This window comes from Paractinoplanes aksuensis (genome assembly GCF_024137025.1).
Classification (GTDB): Bacteria; Actinomycetota; Actinomycetes; order Mycobacteriales; family Micromonosporaceae; genus Actinoplanes; species Actinoplanes aksuensis.
In genome coordinates this window covers 46,660-65,961 of record NZ_JAMYJR010000027.1, presented here as the reverse complement: position 1 = coordinate 65,961, position 19,302 = coordinate 46,660, and the positions used below count along the sequence as shown (strand labels likewise).

Below are 19,302 nucleotides of genomic sequence, written 5' to 3'. Positions count from 1 at the left end.
CCTGGACGGTTCCCCGGACCCGATGGTCGTCGCGCTCGGGTACGAACGGGTGGTGGCCGGAGAGCCGGCCACCACCCGTTCTCGTTACGGTTCCTGGCTCAGTTCGGTGATCAGTTCGGGTGCAACCACGCCCTGGTAGGCGCGGACGCTGTCGACATCACCGGGGAACCAGCCGGAAGGTTGGCCCGCGGAGCGGGTGCGGCCGGCCACGAAGGCGCCGGTCGCGTTCCACGGGGTGGCCGTGAGCGGTGTCGTGGCCGCCTCGGTGCCGTTGATGTAGAGCTTCAGCACGCCTGCTCCGGCGTCGTACACGCCGGCCAGGTGGGTCCAGACGCCGACCTCGGCCCCGGCCGGGCCGTTGGCCCTCGTGGCCGCCGGGGTTGCCGTGTCGGTGTCGTTGGTGGCGAAGCTCCAGCAGGTGCAGGATTGGGCGTACTGCAGCTTGAACCGGCCCGCCTGCGTGCCGTCCTGGCCGATGACCGTGTAGTCGCCGCCCGCCTGCGTGAGCCGGGCCCACGCCGCCACGGAGAAGGACTGGTCGGTCCGCAGCAGCGCCGGGGACGTGACCTCCCCGCTCGTGCCGTTCAGGTTGGCGCTCACCATGTTCCAGTCGCTGCGGCCGGGGGCCGAGGTGACTCCGGCCGACATGGTGCCGTTGTGGCCCAGGCCGGTGCTGTCCACGGCCACCCCGGGGGTGGACTCGTCCTCGAATTCCCAGTCGACCAGCGGGACCGCGTCGGCCGCCTCGTCGATCTCGTCGGGGTTGACCGGGCGGGCCCATACCTTGAGGTCGGCGATGTCGCCCTGGAAGAACGTGCTGCCGCTGCGGCCGATCCAGGTCGCCCCGTCCGCGTCGTTGAACGGCTCGACCTCCTCGACGGACGTCTCGGCGACCCCGTTCACGTACAGCGTCAGCGAGTTCAGCTCCGAGTCGTACACGGCGGCCAGGTGGGTCCAGACGTCCTCCTGGGCCGGTTCGACCGACAGCGCGTCGTTCCAGACAACCGTGTCACCCGCGGGGGCGGACGGGATCTGGGCCAGCCAGCGGTCGGTCGACTTCTGATAGAACAGCACGAGCGGCGCGTAGCCGGCCGCGTTGCGGGTGAACACCGCGCGGTCGGCCGACTTGTCGGTGAGCCGCACCCAGGCCGAGACCGAGAAGCTCTTCGTGACGTTCGGTTTCAGGTCGGTCTGGCCGTAGCTGCTGGTGCCGTTGAACGTGCCCGCGACCTGACCGACCAGGCGGCCGGATCCCCAGCCGACCTGGTTCAGCCAGGCGTCGTGGGTCTCCCGGTCGGGCCCGGTGCCGTGACCGACGTCCTTGGCGTTGTCGCCGGTCCCGTCGTCGAGCCGCCAGGCCCCGATCGCGGCCGCGGTCGGGTCGGTGCCCCCGGTCTGCGAGTCGTCGGCCCGGTCGCCGAACGGCGAGTCGTCCAGGTACTGCTGGGCCAGGGCCTGGTAGTACAGGTCGTTGGGCGCCGAGTTGGTCAGATAGTCGGCCAGCACGGTGTCCGAGGTCGGGGAGCTTTCGGTGGACACCGCGGACGCGAAGTCGATCGCCTCGTCCGCGTAGCCGCCGAGGACCGTGCTGTCGTCGGTGCCCAGGATGAAGGCGTTGACGAGGTCCCGCGCGGTTTCCTGGGCGGCGGTGCGGCTGGCCGTGAACGGTGGCAGCGTCGCCACGTACACCTTCGGAGCGCCCACCTTGGCCGGCAGCACCACAGTGTCGTCGGAGCGGTACTCCTGCACCTGAGTGGCCAGGGCGACCAGCTTGTCCTGGACCTGGGTGGCACAGGCGTCGGCAGTGCCGGTGCAGGCGAGCAGGTCGCTCGTCCCGGCGGAGATCAACACCGTACGCAGGCCGGTCTGGCTCAGAATCTGCCGGTCCACCTGCCCGCCCGCGTTCCCGGCGATGCGTTCGGCCGCGGCCGGCAGCAGAGCCCGTCCGGTTCCCTGATTGAGTACGCCGAACGGCACCACCCGGTCGCCGTCGGGCGCCGCGGCCAGCGCCGTCGCCAGGCGGCTGTCGAGCTGGCTGACCCCGTCCGCGGTGGCGGTGTCCGCGTTGACCGTCTGGTCGCCGAACAGCACCAGCGCGCCCGCCGGTTTCGTGGCCGACGTGGTGACATCGACGCCGGAGACGAACGGCAGGCCCACGATGGTGGATCTGGTGAAGCCCGTCGCGGCCCGTTCCCTGGTGTGGTCGGCGCTGTCCGGGGCGCTCGTGTAGATCGGCGTACGGCCGTCACGGTGCCCGGCCAGGGCCGTCAGCGTCCCCTGCACCTTGAGGCTGACCAGGACCGTGGTCAGTTCCGGCACGGTCAGCGCGACCGGATCGCTGACGACGTCGGTCCCGGCCGGCACGGTGACGCTCGCCGCGCCGCCGAAGGTCAGCGCCACCGGGGTGGCCGCCGCGGCCGCACCGCCCGCGCTGTCCTGGATCGCGAAAGAGGCCGCCCCGAACGTGACCGGGGTCTTGCCGGTGCTGTTGGACAAGTGCACCCGCACCTTGTGGGCGTCACCGCCGGTGGCCAGGCTGAGCCGGACCGGGATGCGGACGGTCTGCCCGTTAAGACCGGCCGCCGCACCCGCGGTGGTGAGCACGGCCGCGGTGTCGGGGGCGGTCGACCAGCTGCCGACCCAGTGCGCCGAATCAGTGATGGAGGTCGGACGGATCCCCAGACCGAAGAAGTGCAGCGTGGCCGCTCCGGCCTGGGCCACGGTCGACACCACCGGCAACGTGATGCTCTCCACGACGGCGCCGGGGCACTGCAGCGGAACGCTCACGGCGAAGACGCCGACCGGCGCGGTCACCTGCGTGGCGTTGCTCTTGTTGTAGCGGGGGAACCCGAGCGCGGCGTCGCCGGCCGGGATCTTCGTCCAGTCGGCGCTCGAGTCCAGGGTGTAGGCCTGGCTCTTGATGCCACAACTTTCCTGCGCGTACGTGATGGTGCCGGTCGCCCCGAGCACGGGCCCGTGGGTCGCGAAGCCGGCGAAGACCACCGCGTTGCCCTGGTTGACGACGCCGCTGGACGGCACGGTGACGATCTGACCGGAAGCGAGCATATTGTCGTTCGCCCCGGCGCCGTACGCGGCCGGGAGTTTGACGGCGGCTCCGTTGACGGTGACCGTGCTGCCCGGGTTCCACCCGGCCGCCTTGAGGTCGGCGGCCTCGAAGCTGGCCCCTGCGCCATCGGCGTCGGCGGCCGTGACGACCGGTTTGGTTCCGGCCGTGAGGGTGCTGACCGCGGTGTTGTTGAGGCAGGCCGTCGTGTTGTTGATGGGACAGGTCAGTGTCGGCGCCAGCCGCACCAGGTCGATGCCCGACTGATAGCCCGCCGAGTCCGCGTGCTTGCCGGTCATGGTGAACGTGACGGTGTGCACGCCCTGGCTCAGCGGCATCGCCTTGCCCGAGCTGTCCTTCAGGACCCCGAAGTTGACGAACCGGGTCTCGCCCGTGGTGGCGTAGGTGTCATAACCGGTCAGCAGGGTCTTGGCGGTCGCTTTGCCCTTGTCGAGGACGAGGTCGTAGACGCCGTTGGCGGTGCCGGTCGTCAGGTGGACGCCGACCTCCCAGAGGCCGGTCGCAGGCACGTTGAACGAGTACGTCACAGTGTCGTTCTTTGCCACCTTGGCCGTTCCGTTGTTGGACAACACGGCCTGGAAGCCGTCAGCGAAGTACGCGCCGGCCGGCGCGGCCTGGGTGATGACCCGGCCCGTGGTGGTGGCCGTGGCCGGCGGGACCGTCGTGGTCGTGCCGTCGGTGTTGGTCGCCGGGCCGCCGTTGACCAGCTTGGTCGCGGTGGCGAAGGTCGGCGTGCTGCGGCCGGCATAGAAGACGTACGCGGTCTGCGGCGACGTCGAGCCGGCCTGGTCGACCGCCTTGACGGTCAGTTTGTGGGCGCCCGAGGTGCCGGGCGTGAACTGCGGGCCGGCGGCGCCGTTCAGGACGGCGGCGCCGGTGCCGGCCGCGTTGTCCGCGCTCGCGTAGTAGATCTTGCCCGGGACCGGCGTGGTGATGCCGGTCGACCAGGTGATCCGCTGGTTGGCCGGTAGCGCCTTGTAGGTGACGTTGGTCAGGTCACCGTCGAGCGAGAACAGGTAGCCGGTAATGTTGTCCTTGTGACCGCCCGTCTTGTCGGGAGTGATCTGGAAGGTGCCCTTGTCGGAGAACGCGCCGCCCAGTTGCTTGGACGGGAACTGCGTGGACTTCACCTTGGGCGCCCACGGCGCGACCGTGTCGATGGTCAGGTTCTGCCAGGCGGTCCACTTCTTGCCCCACAGCTTGGACTGGTTCTGCGGCATGGCCCGCCACCGGTAGTCGCCGTCCTGCAACCGGGGAATCGTCCAGGACTGGCCGTACTGGCTGTAGCCGGTGTTCTTGCTGACGATCAACTGGCTCCCGCGGTAGAACTCGTACCGCATCAGGACGTTCTCCTGGCTGCCGTTGTGCACCCCGTTGGTGCCCTTCGCGGTCAGCGTCGGCGTGCTCGTCGTGGTGAGGTAGCGGCCCATGTCGTAGATCGAGGGACTGGCCGTCGGCAGGCCTGTGTTCTTGTACAGGTACGGGCGGTAGCTGTACTCGACCGACAGCCGGGCGCCACCGCCGTAGCCGAGCTGCTTCCAGTGGTACTTGTCGTTCATGTTCGCCGCTTCGACCAGGAAGGTCGCCCGGGTCGCCCCGCTCAGGGCATTCGGTTTGATGTAGCTGAGCACGTTGAACTCGAACGAGGCCGGCGTGACCCGGACGTCCTTGGTGCCGCAGTCGGTCTCGCGGCCGTTGAGCGTCGAGAGGATCCCGGTCTTCTTCCTGGGCTCGTGCCCCCAGGACAGCCCGGCCGCGTTCCACGAGCTCGGCGCGGCCGTCCCGTACACCACCGCAGCCGTGTTGTAGCAGGACGCGGCCCAGCGCTGCACGACGTACAGCGTCGCCTTCGACACCTCGGCCCCGGCGACCCCGGACGTGTCCATCTGGTAGTACGTCCGGGCGCGCTCACCGGCGCCGCCGTCCCAGTCGTCGAGGCCGATGCGCGCGCTGACGGCGCCGGTCTTCGCGGTGGAGTTGTAGACGTTCCATCCGTTGCTCGAGATGCGAGCCCAGTTCTGCTGGCTCTTCTTGCCGGTCCAGGCGGGATCGATGAAGACCGGGAACTTCGTCGTCCTCGCGGTCAGCAGGGCCCGGTCGGGGGTCAGCGTCTGCTTACCGCCGCCGATGGTGAGCTTCACCTGGGCGCGGCGTCCTCCGAGCTTCCCGGGGCCGGGTCGCTCGTCCCGGAGGAGGCCGGAGCGCCCGGTCTCCTTCTTGGTCGTGGCCGCCGCGTCCTCGGCCGGGCTGCTGTCCCACATCAGGGCGGTGTTCGTGTGGAAGACGGTCTCGCCGGTGCGCGTGTCGGCGGCCTCCGCGCCGCCGTCGCGCGTACCGGAGATCTTGACGCCGGTGCCGGAGAGCCCGAAGTCGATCTTCTGGAGGGCCGGATCGGCCGCGGCTCGGGCGTTCTTCACCACGAGCATCGACGAGTAGCCGCTCGCGTCCGCCGTGACCTGCAGATCCACGTCGGGCAGGACGTTCGCGTAGGTCGCCGTGTCGGCCGAGACGCTCGGGACGGGCAGTTTGCCCGGCCAGGTGAAGCGCAGCGACGTGCGGCCGTCCTTGAGCGCGACGAGGGCGGTGCTGCCCCCGGCGCCGATGGACACGTCGGTGGTCGCCGCCTTCGGCGCGTAACTGCCGTCGGGCTGCTTCACCAACGTCGTGTCGATGGGCACCCACTCGCCGTCGCGCCGGATGCGTTCCGGGCTCGACGAGTAGGTGGTGGTGAGCTTGCCGTCGGGCGCGGCCGACGTCGTCGACGACTCGCTGGTCAACGAGGGGACGGGGACGGATTCCCCCGTTCGGCGGGCCTGCGCGACGGCGGCGGCCACCGGGTCGGCATCGTCGGCGGTGGCGGGGGAGGGGTTGGGTGCTGCGGGGGCTGCGGGGGTTTGCGCCTGGGCGGTCCCGGGCACCCCCATCGCGCCGACGGTGAGCAGCGCTGCGACTGTCGAGGTCACCGACAGCCGGCGCCGCCGCGACGAGCGTGACGACATGGTGCGTTGTTACCCTTCTCTGGGGACACACGATCTTGATCGTGCGCCGCCCATTGTGGATGCGCCGCGGCTCTTTCATCGACCCTGACCACTCCGTGCGGGCTGAATGTGACGCAACCGCCAGGCAGGCGCACGGTCTGCCCGCCCCGCGTTCTGGCCGCCCGGCACGGGATCCAGCCCACCTACGTCACGATGGGGGGCACCTTCCTGGCCGTCCTCACCGAGGAGCAGATCGTCTCGCTGCGAGCCGACCCTGATGTGGACAGCGTGGAGAAATTGGGCCCTATCCAGCTGCAGCTGCGGTGAGCCCGGGAAGCGCTCTCCACCCAGGCGGTCGATGAAGGCATTGTTGGGCGGTGACGAATCTGTTAACTTCTCAACACCCCACGAGAAAGCGCTCTCCGAGAGTTTGAGATCCGACGGCGCTACACCCCCGATCAGGCGCCGTCGGCCGCCGCCCCCGACCACCCCATCCCCATCGCGGCGCCGCGCGACTCCCCATGCGCGACGTGCCGATCCCCCATCGCTGGGACAGACGCGGCACCGCCATGCGCGCTTCGAGACCCATCGCGGGGGCATCTGCCGCGGCTCCTTCCTCACGAGAGGGACCCCACCGATCATGATTCGCAGAGTGTTACTGATCGTCGCCCTTGTCCTGGCCGGGACGGGCGTCAACGCCGCCCCGGCCTTCGCCGCCGACTTCTCGGTGCTGATCTTCAGCAAGACCGCGGGGTTCCGGCACGACGCCATCCCCGCCGGGATCGCCGCGATCCAGCAACTGGGCGCGCAGAACAACTTCACGGTCGAGGCCACTGAGGACGCCGGCCAGTTCACCGACGCCAACCTGGCCCGGTTCAAGGCGGTCATCTGGCTGTCCACGACCGGCGACGTGCTCGACGCGACCCAGCAGGCCGCGTACGAGCGCTACGTCCGCGCGGGTGGCGGCTACGTCGGCGTGCACGCCGCTTCCGACACCGAGTACGACTGGCCCTGGTACGGCAACCTCGTCGGCGCCTACTTCGCCAGTCACCCCGCGATCCAGCCGGTCACCGTTCGCATCGAGGACTCCGCCCACCCGTCCAACGCGGGCATCCCGGTGAACTGGAACCGCACCGACGAGCTGTACAACTACCGCACCAACCCCCGCTCGCAGGTGCACGTCCTCGCGAATCTCAACGAGGCCACGTACACCGGCGGCAGCATGAACGGCGACCACCCGATCTCGTGGTGCCGGCCCTACGACGGCGGCCGCTCCTGGTACACCGGCCTCGGCCACACCCAGGAGAGCTACACCGAGACCCACTTCCGTACGCATCTGCTCGGTGGCATCAGGTATGCCGCGCAGAACGTCGGCAACTGTTCGGTGCAAGCCCCCGCCGGCACGTTCAGCCAGGTCAACCTGGCCAAGGGCGTGGCCGAGACCGGGGAGCCGATGGGCCTCACCGTGCTGCCCAACCGGGGGGTGCTGCACACCTCGCGCAACGGCGTCATCCGGTACACCGACGTCAACGGCAACACCAAGGTCGCGCTGACGCTGCCGGTCTACAGCCACGACGAGGAGGGTCTGCAGAGCATCAAGGCCGACCCCAACTTCGCCACCAACCGCTGGGTGTACGTCTATTACGCGCCCCCGCTGAGCACGCCCGGTGGCGACGCTCCGTCCACCGGTACGGCAGCGCAGTTCGCCCCGTTCAACGGTTCCAACAAGCTGGGCCGGTTCACCGTGCGGGACGACAACACGATCGACCCGGCCTCGCTGGTGACGATCCTCGACGTGCCGACCAGCCGGGGGCTGTGCTGCCACGTCGGCGGTGACATCGACTTCGACGCCGCCGGCAACCTGTATCTGTCCACCGGTGACGACACCAACCCGTTCGAGTCGGCCGGGTTCGCGCCGCTCGACGAGCGGGCCGACCGCAACCCCGCCTACGACGCGCAGCGCACCTCGGCCAACAGCAACGACCTGCGCGGCAAGGTGCTGCGGATCAAGCCGGGCGCGACCGGTGGCTACACCATCCCGGGCGGCAACATGTTCGCCCCGGGAACGCCGAACACCAGGCCCGAGGTGTACGCCATGGGCTTCCGCAACCCGTTCAAGATGAGCGTCGACAAGGCCACCGGTGTCGTCTACCTCGGTGACTACGGCCCCGACGCCGGCTCGGCCGACCCGCAGCGCGGACCCGCGGGCACCGTCTCGTTCGAGCGGATCACCCGTCCGGGCTTCTTCGGCTGGCCGTACTGCTCGAACTACAACACCCCCTACCAGGAGTACGCGTTCCCGACCGGGCCGTCGTCCGGTGCTTACAACTGTGCCGGTGGGCCGACGAACAACTCGCGCAACAACACCGGTGTCACGGCGCTGCCGGCGTCGCAGGCGGCGTGGCTGCCCTACGGCGGGCAGGGTCCCTGGCGGCCCGAACTGGGCGGGGGCGGGCCCATGGGCGGCCCGGTCTACAACTTCAACCCGTCGCTGGCCTCCGATGTGAAGTTCCCGGCGTCGTACGACAAAAAGGTCTTGCTCGGGGAATTCACGAGTCGCTGGATCAAGGCGGTCACCCTGAACGGCGACGGCACGGCCGGCGCGATCGAGCCGATCCCGTGGACCGGGACGGCGATCATGGACATGGAGTTCGGGCCGGACGGTGCCCTGTACGTGCTCGACTACGGCACGACCTGGTTCGGCGGGGACGAGAACTCGGCGCTCTATCGGATCGAGTACAACAGTGGCGGCAACCGGGCCCCGATCGCCCAGGCCAGTGCGACCCCGTCCTCGGGCGCGGCGCCGCTGACCGTGCAGTTCAGCTCGGCCGGCAGCAACGACCCGGACGGCGACCCGATCACGTACGCCTGGGACTTCACCAGCAACGGCAGCACCGACTCGACGGCGGCCAACCCGACGTTCACCTACCCGGCGAACGGCGAATACACCGCGACGCTGACCGTCCGGGATTCCGGCGGCAAGACCTCGACGGCCAGCACGGTCGTCGGAGTCGGGCGGCCCTCCATCCAGCTGATCGCACCGCCCGACGGATCGGTGTTCCAGTTCGGCGACCTGGTGCCGTACGAGATCAGAGTCACCGACCCGAACGCGAGCACCATCGACTGCAACCGGGTCGTGCTCAACTACGTGCTCGGCCACGACAGCCACGGTCACCCGATCACCAGCAAGAACGGGTGCAGCGGCTCGATCCAGACCACCGTGGACGGTGAGCACGACGCGAGCGCGAACATCTTCGGGGTGCTCGCCGCGGAGTACACCCCCGTCACCGGGGTCGCCGTCCAGGCTCAGCACCTGCTGCAACCGCGAACCCGGCAGGCCGAGCACTTCGGCACCATGAACGGTGTCCAGGTCGCGGCCAAGGCCAACGCGCACGGCGGCAACGCCGTCGGGTACATCGAGAACGGCGACTGGATCTCGTTCCCCCGGTACAACCTGGCCGGCGTCACCGGCATCAAGGCGCGGGTCGCCTCGGCCGGCGTCGGTGGCACGCTGACCGTACGCACCGGTTCGCCGACCGGACCGGTGGCCGGCACGGTGCCGGTCGCCCCGACCGGGGGCTGGGAGACGTGGGCCGACGTCACCGGGACGATCAGCCCACCGACCGGCACGCAGCAGTTGTACCTGGTGTTCACCGGCGGCGCGGGATCGCTGTTCGACATCGACGACTTCACGTTCACCTCCGGCGGCCCCACCCCGCCGCAGTCGGGCAACCTGGCGTTGAACAAGCCGGTGACGGCGTCGAGCACGGAGTCCGTCGCCTACCCGGCGTCGGCCGCGGTGGACGGTTCGCTGACCACCCGATGGGCGAGCACGTTCAGCGATCCGCAGTGGATCCAGGTCGACCTCGGCCAGTCGACCGCCATCGACCGGGTCAAACTGACCTGGGAATCGGCCTACGGCTCCGGCTACCAGATCCAGACGTCGGCCGACGGGACGACCTGGACCACAGCCCGGACGATCACCGGCGGCGACGGTGGGGTGGACGACAACACGGCGCTGGGCGCCACGGGTCGCTACGTGCGGATCAACGGCACGGCCCGCGGCACCGCCTGGGGCTACTCGCTGTTCGAGTTCGAGGTGTACGGCGGCGCTGTCGTGCCGCCCGCGGGCAACCTGGCCTTGAACAAGCCGGCGACGGCGTCCAGCACCGAGGCGGCCGCCTACCCGGCCTCCGCGGCGGTGGACGGTTCACCGACCAGCCGGTGGGCGAGCGCCTTCGCCGACCCGCAGTGGATCCAGGTCGACCTCGGCCAGTCCTACCCCGTCAACCGGGTCAAGTTGACCTGGGAGGGGGCGTACGGGTCCGGTTACCAGATCCAGACGTCGGCCAACGGGACGACCTGGACCACGGTACGGACGATCGCCGGCGCCGACGGTGGGATCGACGATCACACCGCGCTGGCCGCCACCGGCCGGTACGTGCGGATCAACGGCACGGCCCGGGCCACCGCCTGGGGCTACTCACTGTTCGAGTTCGAGGTCTACAGCTGATCGGACAGACCGCGTACGACAGGGTGCGGGGGCCTTCGAGGGTCCCCGCACCCTGCTGGAGCTCGGGAAGGGTCTTCCCTGACGTCCCGGGAATCCGGTGCGACAGGTTGAGGCCCTCGATTCCTTGAGCGCCGGAGGTCGCGCGATGTCCATCTCCCCTTATCGGACGGCCGGGGTGGCCGCACTGGTCGCCGCGGCGGCCTATCTTGTTCAGCCGGTGCTGGTGGCGCTGGGGGCCGGCGAGGAGTCCCGGATGGGCACCGCCGCCTATCTGGCCGAGCGGACCTGGCAGGGCGCACTGGGCGGGGTCGTCTTCGCCGCGGTGGGCATCGCCCTGGCCGTCACGGTCCGCGCGGTCGCGGCGGCCACCGGGTACGACGGCATCGGCTCCTGGCTGGGCCGGCTCTCGGCCGGCGCGTGGGTGGCGGTCGGCGGGCTCTCCCTCGCCCCGTACAGCTCGGTCGGTGTCGGTATCGACGAGCTGACCACTGATCCGACTCTGCAGCGGGTGGTCGCGCACACCGTCGATGTGGTGAACACCGGCTTCATCGCGGTGGCCGCGATCGGTTTCGCCGGGTGGGTGGCTCTGCTGGGGGCCGGGAAAGTGCTGAGCCGGGTGGGGGTGGTGGCCGCGCTCGTCGTGGTCGTGCCGATCCTGGTCTGGTCGCAGCCCTGGGGTGTCCTGGTGATGATCCCGTACCTGCTGGTTCTCGGCGTGGTCTGCCTGCGTCGGGCGCGGCGGCCGGTCGAGGTGCGATGATCCGGTGGTCATGACCGGAGGAGCGCTCGTCACCGGCAGCCAGGTCGCATGGCAGGTCGCGGCATGGCCGGTCATCGTGCTGCTGATCGGGTCGGCGGTGCGCCGCCGGGTGCCGCCGGTGCCGGCGCTGGCCGTCGCGCTGCTCACCGCGGGCCTCGCGGCGAGCGCGCTGTGGCCGGACTCGGCGATTCCGGACACCGCCTGGTTCGTGACGTTCCCACTGCTCTGCGCCACGTACCCGGACGGCCGGTTCACCCCACCCTGGTTGCTCGGGCCGGTGCTGCTGCTGATCGCCGTCTCGGTCGCCGACCCGATCCTGGGCGGGTCGCTCTCCGCCGGCGCGTGGTGGCTGGTCGTGCCGGCCGCCCAGCTCGCGCTGCTCGGCGCCCAGGTGTATCGCTATCGTCGCCGGGCGACCACCGCGGAGCGGGAACGGGTGCGCTGGGCCCTGCTCGGCTCGCTGGTGTGCGTGGAACTGTTCGCGGTGCTGTTCGTCGCCGAGGGGCGGCACGATCGGGTCGGACGGCCCGTGGTCGGTCGCCGCCGCGAACCTGGCCGGCCTGCCCGCGGCGGCCGGGTTCGCGATCGGTCTGCTCCGGCCGGGGCTGGCGGCGGTGGACGTGATGTTGCGGGCGGTTCTGCGGGTCACGTTCGCGGTGCTGGTTCTCGCGCCCGTGTTCGGTGTGGTCACCGGGCTCGCCGCCCGGGCCGGCGCGGGCCCGGGCGCGGCCTGGTGGGGAGCCGCGGGGCTCGGCGCGATCACCGTCCCGGCGGTGCGGCTGTCCGGTTCGCTGGCCGACTGGGTCGTCTATCGCGGCCGCGCCGATCCGGCGCTCGCTGTCGTCCGGCTCGGCGCGGCTCTCGACGCGCAACCGGACGCCGCGGCGGTGCCGGCCACCGTGCTCCAGGTGATCGTGGACGCCACCTATCTCGATTCGGCGGAACTGCGCGGCGGGGCGCACCTGTCCGCCGTGGTCGGCCGGCCCGGCCCGGACGCTGTCGTCTTCCCGGTCGTCTATCAGGGCGAGGAGCTGGCCACCCTGAGCGTTGCTCCGCGCCGCGGTGAATCCGATCTGACCGCCCGCGACCGCACGGTTATCACCCAGCTGGCCGTGCACGCCGCGCCCGCGCTGCACGGCGCTCGCGCCCGGGCCGACCTCACCGAGGCGCACGCCCGGCTCGTCCATTCCCGGGAGGAGGAACGTCGCCGCCTGCGCCGGGACCTGCACGACGACCTCTCGCCCAGCCTGGCCGGGCTGGCCCTGTCGGCAGCGGCGGTGGCCCGGCGAGCTGCCGGTGTGGACGAGGGCCTGGTCAGGCTGGCCGATGACCTGTACCGCGACATCAAGGCCGCGGTGTCGCAGACCCGCGAGATCGCGTACGGCCTGCGGCCGCCGATCCTTGACGACCGAGGGTTGGTGGCGGCGATCCGGCATCGCACGGCCGGCGTCCAGGCCGACCGGCTGGAGGTGTCCGTCCGGGCACCGGAGCACCGGCTCGTCCTGCCGGCCGCAGTCGACCTGGCCGCGCTGCGGATCGTGCAGGAGGCGGTCACCAACGTTCGCCGTCACGCCGGGGCCCGGGCCTGCGTGATCAGCCTGGCCCTGGCGGCCGACCATCTGGAGGTCATCGTGGGTGACGACGGACAGGGCTTTCCGGAGCGACTCGCACCGGGCCTGGGCCTGGCCTCGATCCGGGAACGAGCGGCCGAGCTCGGCGGCACGGTCCGGTTCGGCCGGGCGCCGCAGGGCGGGGGCGAGGTCGCCGTCCGGCTCCCGTTGCCGCCGGGGGCGCCCGCATGATCCGCGTGGTGGTGGTCGACGACCATCCCGTGTTCCGCAAGGGCCTGGTCGCCCTGTTGCGGGCCAGTGAGATCGAGGTGGTGGCCGAGGCGGCCTCCGGCCGGGAGGCGATCGAGGTGGTCGGCCGCGAGCGCCCGGATGTGGTGCTCATGGATCTGGGCCTGCCGGAGCTGGGCGGGGTGGCGGCCACCGAGCACATCGTCGCGGCGTACGGCCCGATTTCCGTCGTCGCCATCACCATGTACGACGACGAGCAGTCGGTGGCGGCCGCGCTGGCGGCCGGCGCCTCCGGATACGTGGTCAAGGACTCCGAGCCGGACCAGATCGTCGCGGCCATCCGGGCGACGTTGTCCGGCGCCCTGTGGCTGGGCGCCGGCGTTCCCCGCCCCGGGTTCGCCCCGGCGTCGGAAGCCGTCCGAGCCCTCGGCGGCGGGCCCTGGCGGTTCACACCCCGTGAGGACGCGATCGCCCGGCTGCTCGCCAAGGGGCTGGCCAACCCGGTGATCGCGGAGCGGCTGGGACTGTCGGCGAAAACCGTCGCCAACTACGTCTCCGGCATCATCACCAAGGTCGGCGCAGCCGACCGGGCCGAGGCGACTCGCCTGATCCGCGACCCGCCCGGCCCTGAACCTGTGTGAAAGCGCGGTCAAGAGTTCTTCCACAGGTGGTCATTAGCGTCGGTGGCGAACCTACTTGCAGGGAGAACTCGAGTGAAGAAGCGCACTGCGATCACGGGTGCCGTGGTGACGGCACTGACGGTTGGCACCTCGATGGCGGTTCTGCCGTCGGCGGCGCAGGCCGCGTACGCCTGCCGGGCGTCGGAGGTGTGCCTCTACCAGGACTGGGGGCTGAAGGGCTCGACCAGGGTGTTCCGGGATCTGGCGCCGGGCAACGGGATCGCCGACTTCCGGTTCTACACGTACACCAACGGCGCCAACCTCAACGACTCGGTGTCGTCGATCTACAACCGGGCTCCGTACCCGGTTTATGTGTACGAGGACGGGGGCTTCAGCACGGGGCGGAAGCTGATGAAGATCAATGCTGGGCAGATCGTGGACTTCAACATCCACACCGCGCTGCCGAACGATGTGGCGAGCTCGATGGGCATGGTCTCCCGCTGATCCTGCCCCCTGTGCCGAGCGGGCATAGGGGGCATGACCAGGCAGTACGTTCCATGGCGGCGGCGATCCGGGCAGAGTGAGGGCCGACGCGAAACGGAAGGAAGCCATCCCATGCGCAAGGTCATCGCCACCATGTACGTGTCGCTAGACGGAGTTCAGGAGAACCCGGAGAAATGGTCGCTGCCGTACTTCGACGATGCGGCCGCGAAATACCGGACCGCGTTGCTCGCCGGCAGTGACCTGCTGCTGCAGGGGCGCGCGACCTACGACGGGTTCGCGCCGTTCTGGAACGAGCCGTCCGAGGACGCCTACAACAACCGCATGTACGAGATCGAGAAGATTCTGGTCTCGCGGTCGGGCGCGCCGGGGGAGTGGCACAACACGGTGTCGGTGACCGCTGACCCGGTGGCCACGGTGCGCGAGCAGGCGCGCAGGATGGCCGCCGTGTGCGGGCCGGCGGCCGACCAGGCGTGCCCGAGCCGCAGCGGCCGGCCCTGGGGCCGTTCGTACCAGATAGCTGTGGGCCACGCCGCGGGGTCCGTGGGCGGCCTGGCCGGGCACGAGGACTTTGACCTGGCCGCCCAGGAACCAGGAAGGCAGATCTGACACGAGAGAACCCCCTAGATGGTGCTGACGAGGCCGCCGTCGATGGCGAAGTTCGAGCCGGTGATGTTCGCGGCCTTGTCGCCGGCCAGGTAGACGACGAGGTCGGCGACCTCCTCGGGGCGGGTGAAGCGGCCGGTCACCGACTGGCTCGCGGCTTGGGCGGCGACAGCCTTCGGGTCGGCGCCCGTGGCCTTCGCGACCGAGTCGGCGACCCCGCCCCCGCCCAGCCACAACGCCGTGGCGACCGGGCCCGGGCTGACCGTGTTGACCCGGATGCCCGACGGCCCGTACTCCTTGGACAGTGACTTGCACAGGCTGGCCAGCGCCGCCTTGGCCGCGCTGTAGTCGATCACCAGCGGGTCCGGCAGGACGGCGTTGACCGAGCCGACGGTGACGATGCTGCCCGCGCCGCGCTCGACCATCCGGGGCAGCACGGCCCGGGTCATGCGGACGGTGGTCAGCAGGTTGATGTCGAGTGTCGCCGCCCAGTCGGCGTCGGTCACCGACAGGAACCCGCCGGTGCGCGGCCGCACCGCGCCGACGTTGTTGACCAGCACGTCCACCTGGTCCAGGGCGGCGAGGATCTCGTCGGGGGCCTGCGGATCGGTGAGGTCGGCCAGCACCGGGAGCACCCGGCCGGTGTCCTCGAGGGCCTTCAGCTCGGGTGATCCGCCCTTCGACACCGCCGTCACCGTGAAACCGTCGGCGGCCAGGGCAGCCGTGACAGCGAGCCCGATACCGCGGCTGGCGCCTGTGACGATCGCCGTGCGGGACGCCATCAGAGGCCCTGCTGCCGCAGCCAGGTCAGCGCGGTGCCGGCGACCTCGCGCCAGCCGCTGTCGATGGTCAGCGAGTGGCCGCGGTCGGGGAACTCGGTGATGTCGGTGACGGCCTCGGAGTGCCGGTACTGCTTGAGCGTGGCCCGGGTGACCGACTCCGGCACCGTGTGGTCCTTGCCCCCGGTCATCAGCAGCAGCGGGCCGCGGGACTGGTTGGCCGTGTCGACCTTGGCCGGGGAGTGCGGGTCGAAGTTGGCCGCGGCCGCCTCGAACAGCGGCTTGCCGGGGGCCGGGATCGTCCACTGCTCGAACAGCGCGTCCGACTCGGCCTGGGGGATCGCGTTGCCGAACGCGAACCGGAACTGCTCGGCGGTCAGCGACACCGCGCGGTGCTTGTTGGCCGGGTTCTTGAACACCGGCAGGGTGGCCCGCAGCGCGGACAGCGGCAGCGGCAGCACGCCCTTGATCTGGGCGGCGTCGATGGCGACGGCGGCCCGGGCCAGGTCCTGCCCGAGCAGCTTCTGGGCGATCATGCCGCCGAACGAGTGGCCGATGAGGATCGGGGCCTCGTCCAGGGTGCGGATGATCTTCGCGAAGTGCTCGACCACGTCGTCGATGCCGTGGTCGGCGATGCTCTCGGGGGTCTCGCGGGCCTCGGCCACCGTGTCGGGGTCGCCGGGCCAGCCGGGGGCGATCGGTGCGTACCCCTCGGCCCGGAACAACTCGATCCAGGGTTCCCAGGAGGTGGCGTGCAGCCACAGACCGTGGATGAAGACAACCGGTGTAGTCATGGGGGCAGAACACCAGCCGTACGGGCAGATCGCATCAGGGAAAGACCACAGTCTGGGAGCGCTCCTTGCGCCGGTGAACCGGGGGTTCCTAAGGTCGACCGGTGACCAGCGGGGAGGCCACGCCGCTGTTCGTCGGCCGCGCGGGCGAGGCGGAGCGCCTGCGGGCCTGCGCCGACGAGGTGCGGGCCGGCGGCTCCCGGTTGGCTGTCGTCGAGGGTGAGGCCGGCATCGGCAAGAGCGCCCTGTTACGCCATTTTTCGGCGTCGCTCGACGATTTCACCATCCTGTGGGCGACGGCCGACGCGTCCGAGACCGATTTCCCGTACGGCGTGATCGGCCAACTGACCCGGCGGGCCGACCCGTCCGTACTGGCCCGCTTCCCGCTGCTGGCCGAACCCGCGGCCGCCTCGACCCCGCACGTCATCGGCGGCCAGCTGCTGCTCCTGCTGGGCGAGCTGCAACCGGCCGGGCGCCCGGTGGCCGTGGTCGTGGACGATCTGCAGTGGGCCGACCGGCAGTCGACGCAGGCGCTGAGCTTCGTCCTGCGCCGCCTGTGGTCCGACCACGTCCTGACCGTCCTGGCCACCCGCCCCGCCGGCGGATCGGCCGACGAGTCGCTGGACCGGCTGCTGCGCTCCTCGGACCGCACGACCCGCATCGACCTGAACGGACTGGCCGGCGACGAGGTGGCCCGGTTGACCCGGGCCATGATCGAGGGGCCGCTGACCCCGGGGCTGAGCGACCGGCTGCACGACTACACCGGCGGCCACCCGCTGCACCTGCGCACGGTGCTGACCGAAGTGCCGGCCGAGATGCTGCGCGACGACGGCCTGCGGCGCTGGCCGGTGCCGCGCTCGCTGCTGGTGGCCATCAACGCCCAGCTCGACCGGCTGCCGGCCGAGTCCCGCGAACTGCTCGACGCGCTGGCCGTGCTGGACGCCCGCACACCGCTGGTCACGGCCGGTCGCCTGGCCGGGGTGCCCGACCCGGCCCACGCGCTCGGGCCGGCGCTGAGCGGTGGTCTCGCCGTGTGGTGGCCGAACGAGCCGCAGAGCCCGGTCGCCCTGGTCCACGCCCTGCAACGGGATGCCATCTACGACGCGCTCAGCCCGGAGCGGCGGCGCGCCCTGCACGCCGGCGCGGCCGACCTGGTCGGCACGGCCGTGAGCTGGAGCCACCGGGTCGCGGCCGCGACCACCACCGACGAGACCCTGGCGGCCGAACTCGAGCAGTCCGGCCTGCAGGAGGCCGCGGCCGGGCGCAACGCCATCGCCGCCACCCGGCTGGGCTGGGCCTCGGCCCTGTCGCCCGGCCGCGACGACCGGGAACGGCGGCTGCTCACCTCGTGCGCGCAGTCGTTGCTGACCTTGCGGGCCGACCGCACGCTGCCGCTGCGGCCACAGGTCGAGGACTGCGCGCCGGGGCCGTTGCGCAGCTGTGTCCTGGGGATCATGGACATGATGACGGGCCGGATCCCCACCGCCGAGGAGCACCTGAACGAGGCCTGGCGCGAGGCCGGCGCGGGCTGGGTCGCCGCCCTGGCCGGCCTGTTCCTGGCCCAGATCACCATCGCGAGCGGCCGGGGCGCCGACACGGTCGAGATCGCCGGCCGGACCCTGGCCCTCGGCGACCTCGACCCGGCCACCACCGACCTGGCCCGGGCCCTGGTCGCCACCGGGCGGATGTGGGACCAGGGTCCGCGCGCGGCGCTGGCCGATCTGGCCCACCTGCCCGTGGCCGGCGTCGACGTCCGTGACGACAGCCTCGACACGCTGGCCACCCGCGGGGTGATGCGGCTGTTCCTGGGCCGGCTGCCCGAGGCCCGGGCCGACCTGCGGACCGTTGCCGTGCGCGACCAGCAGGGCGCGAGCTCCCGGCTCGGCCCGGCCACGCTGGCCCTGCAATCGGTCGTGCACTACCTGGCCGGCGAGTGGGACGAGAGCGAGTCCGCGGCCGACCGGGCCCGGGCCGTCGCCGCTTCCCAGGACCAGCTGGCCTTCGACGCGGCGGGCCGGTTCGCCGCGGTCTGCGTCGACGCCGGCCGGGGCGAGTGGCAGCGGGCCGAGGGCCGCCTCGACGAGCTGTCGGACATCGTGCAGACCTTCGGGTCCCCGCCCGACATCGTCTATTCGTCGCTGGCCGCGGCCACGGTGGCCCAGGCCCGGGCCGACTTCGCCGGCCTGCACCGCTCGCTGCAGCCGCTGCTCGACGGGACCACCCTGCGGTTCAAGCCGTTCCGGCTGTGGCAGCAGTCGTTGCTGGTCGAGGCGCTGACCGGTCAGGGGCGGCTCGACGACGCCGAGGTCGTGCTGACCGACCTGCGGGCCGAGCACGACCCCGGCGGTTACCTGCGCGACGTCGTCGCCCGGCTCACCGGCCAGCTGGCCGAGGCGCGCCACCGCCCCCTCGACGCGGTGGAGGTCTACCGGCAGGCCCTGACCGTCGAGGTCGACGCCGACACCGCGCCCCTCTACCGGGCCATGCTCGAGCACGCGCACGGGAAACTGCTGCTGGCCACCGGGTCGGCCTCCCGCCGCGACGCCGCGACCTGGCTCACCCGGGCCCACCGCCGCTTCAGCCCGCTGCGGGCCGTCCCGTTTCAGCAGCGCTGCGAGCAAGACCTGGCCACCGCCGGGCTGACCGCGGCCGAGAGCGAGCCCGGCCGGCCCCTGACGCTGACCGAGCGTGAACTGTCGGTGGCCCACGTCATCGCCAACGGGCGCACCAACCAGGAGGCCGCGGCCGAGCTCTACGTCAGCCAGAAGACCGTGGAATACCACCTGTCGCGCATCTACGCCAAGCTCGGCATCTCCTCGCGCCGGCTGCTCGCCGACGCCCTGCGCGGGCAACCCTAGGACCCCGGCTTA

General features: G+C 71.3%; 11 protein-coding genes. 8 read left to right on the top strand and 3 right to left on the bottom strand.

The window, feature by feature from the left end; all coding sequences use genetic code 11:
- Nucleotides 1-84: 84 nt before the first annotated feature.
- The gene (locus M1L60_RS24040; RefSeq protein WP_253239750.1) at nt 85-6,084 is read right to left on the bottom strand and encodes a LamG-like jellyroll fold domain-containing protein; all 6,000 of its coding nucleotides are present in this window, start codon (nt 6,082-6,084) and stop codon (nt 85-87) included.
- A gap of 108 nt (nt 6,085-6,192) precedes the next feature.
- Here M1L60_RS24040 and M1L60_RS24035 point away from each other — a divergent pair, with 108 nt between their 5' ends.
- The 7 genes from M1L60_RS24035 (at nt 6,193) to M1L60_RS24005 (ending at nt 14,865) form a co-directional block, all read left to right on the top strand.
- The gene (locus M1L60_RS24035; RefSeq protein WP_253239749.1) at nt 6,193-6,390 is read left to right on the top strand and encodes a hypothetical protein; all 198 of its coding nucleotides are present in this window, start codon (nt 6,193-6,195) and stop codon (nt 6,388-6,390) included.
- A gap of 313 nt (nt 6,391-6,703) precedes the next feature.
- Nucleotides 6,704-10,576, top strand: a complete 3,873-nt coding sequence (locus M1L60_RS24030; protein ID WP_253239748.1) for a ThuA domain-containing protein — start codon at nt 6,704-6,706, stop codon at nt 10,574-10,576.
- A 145-nt stretch (nt 10,577-10,721) separates the two neighbouring features.
- On the top strand, nt 10,722-11,336 hold the full coding sequence (locus M1L60_RS24025) for a hypothetical protein (protein ID WP_253239747.1): 615 nt from the start codon (nt 10,722-10,724) through the stop codon (nt 11,334-11,336).
- 623 nt (nt 11,337-11,959) lie between these two features.
- A complete protein-coding gene (locus M1L60_RS24020) occupies nt 11,960-13,138 on the top strand; it encodes a sensor histidine kinase (protein ID WP_253239746.1) in 1,179 nt (392 codons plus the stop codon).
- Nucleotides 13,135-13,776: a response regulator transcription factor gene (locus tag M1L60_RS24015; RefSeq protein WP_253239745.1), complete on the top strand. Its 642-nt coding sequence runs from the start codon at nt 13,135-13,137 to the stop codon at nt 13,774-13,776. Before M1L60_RS24020 ends, M1L60_RS24015 begins: the two co-directional genes overlap by 4 nt.
- A 72-nt stretch (nt 13,777-13,848) precedes the next feature.
- Complete coding sequence (locus M1L60_RS24010) at nt 13,849-14,259, top strand: peptidase inhibitor family I36 protein (RefSeq protein ID WP_253239744.1); 411 nt, start codon at nt 13,849-13,851, stop codon at nt 14,257-14,259.
- A gap of 111 nt (nt 14,260-14,370) precedes the next feature.
- Nucleotides 14,371-14,865, top strand: coding sequence for a dihydrofolate reductase family protein (locus tag M1L60_RS24005; protein WP_253239743.1), 495 nt, complete (start codon nt 14,371-14,373; stop codon nt 14,863-14,865).
- Between the two features lie 14 nt (nt 14,866-14,879).
- Here M1L60_RS24005 and M1L60_RS24000 read toward each other — a convergent pair whose 3' ends face one another.
- Together M1L60_RS24000 and M1L60_RS23995 are read right to left on the bottom strand one after the other, a co-directional pair.
- Complete coding sequence (locus tag M1L60_RS24000) at nt 14,880-15,644, bottom strand: SDR family NAD(P)-dependent oxidoreductase (RefSeq protein ID WP_253239742.1); 765 nt, start codon at nt 15,642-15,644, stop codon at nt 14,880-14,882.
- Nucleotides 15,644-16,435 (bottom strand): alpha/beta hydrolase, encoded by a 792-nt coding sequence (locus M1L60_RS23995; protein WP_253239741.1) that lies wholly within the window; start codon nt 16,433-16,435, stop codon nt 15,644-15,646. The genes M1L60_RS24000 and M1L60_RS23995 overlap by 1 nt, the downstream gene beginning before the upstream one ends.
- Before the next feature lie 101 nt (nt 16,436-16,536).
- On the opposite strand from M1L60_RS23995, the gene M1L60_RS23990 reads away from it, so the two are divergent.
- Nucleotides 16,537-19,290, top strand: a complete 2,754-nt coding sequence (locus M1L60_RS23990) for an ATP-binding protein (RefSeq protein ID WP_253239740.1) — start codon at nt 16,537-16,539, stop codon at nt 19,288-19,290.
- Nucleotides 19,291-19,302: the final 12 nt, after the last annotated feature.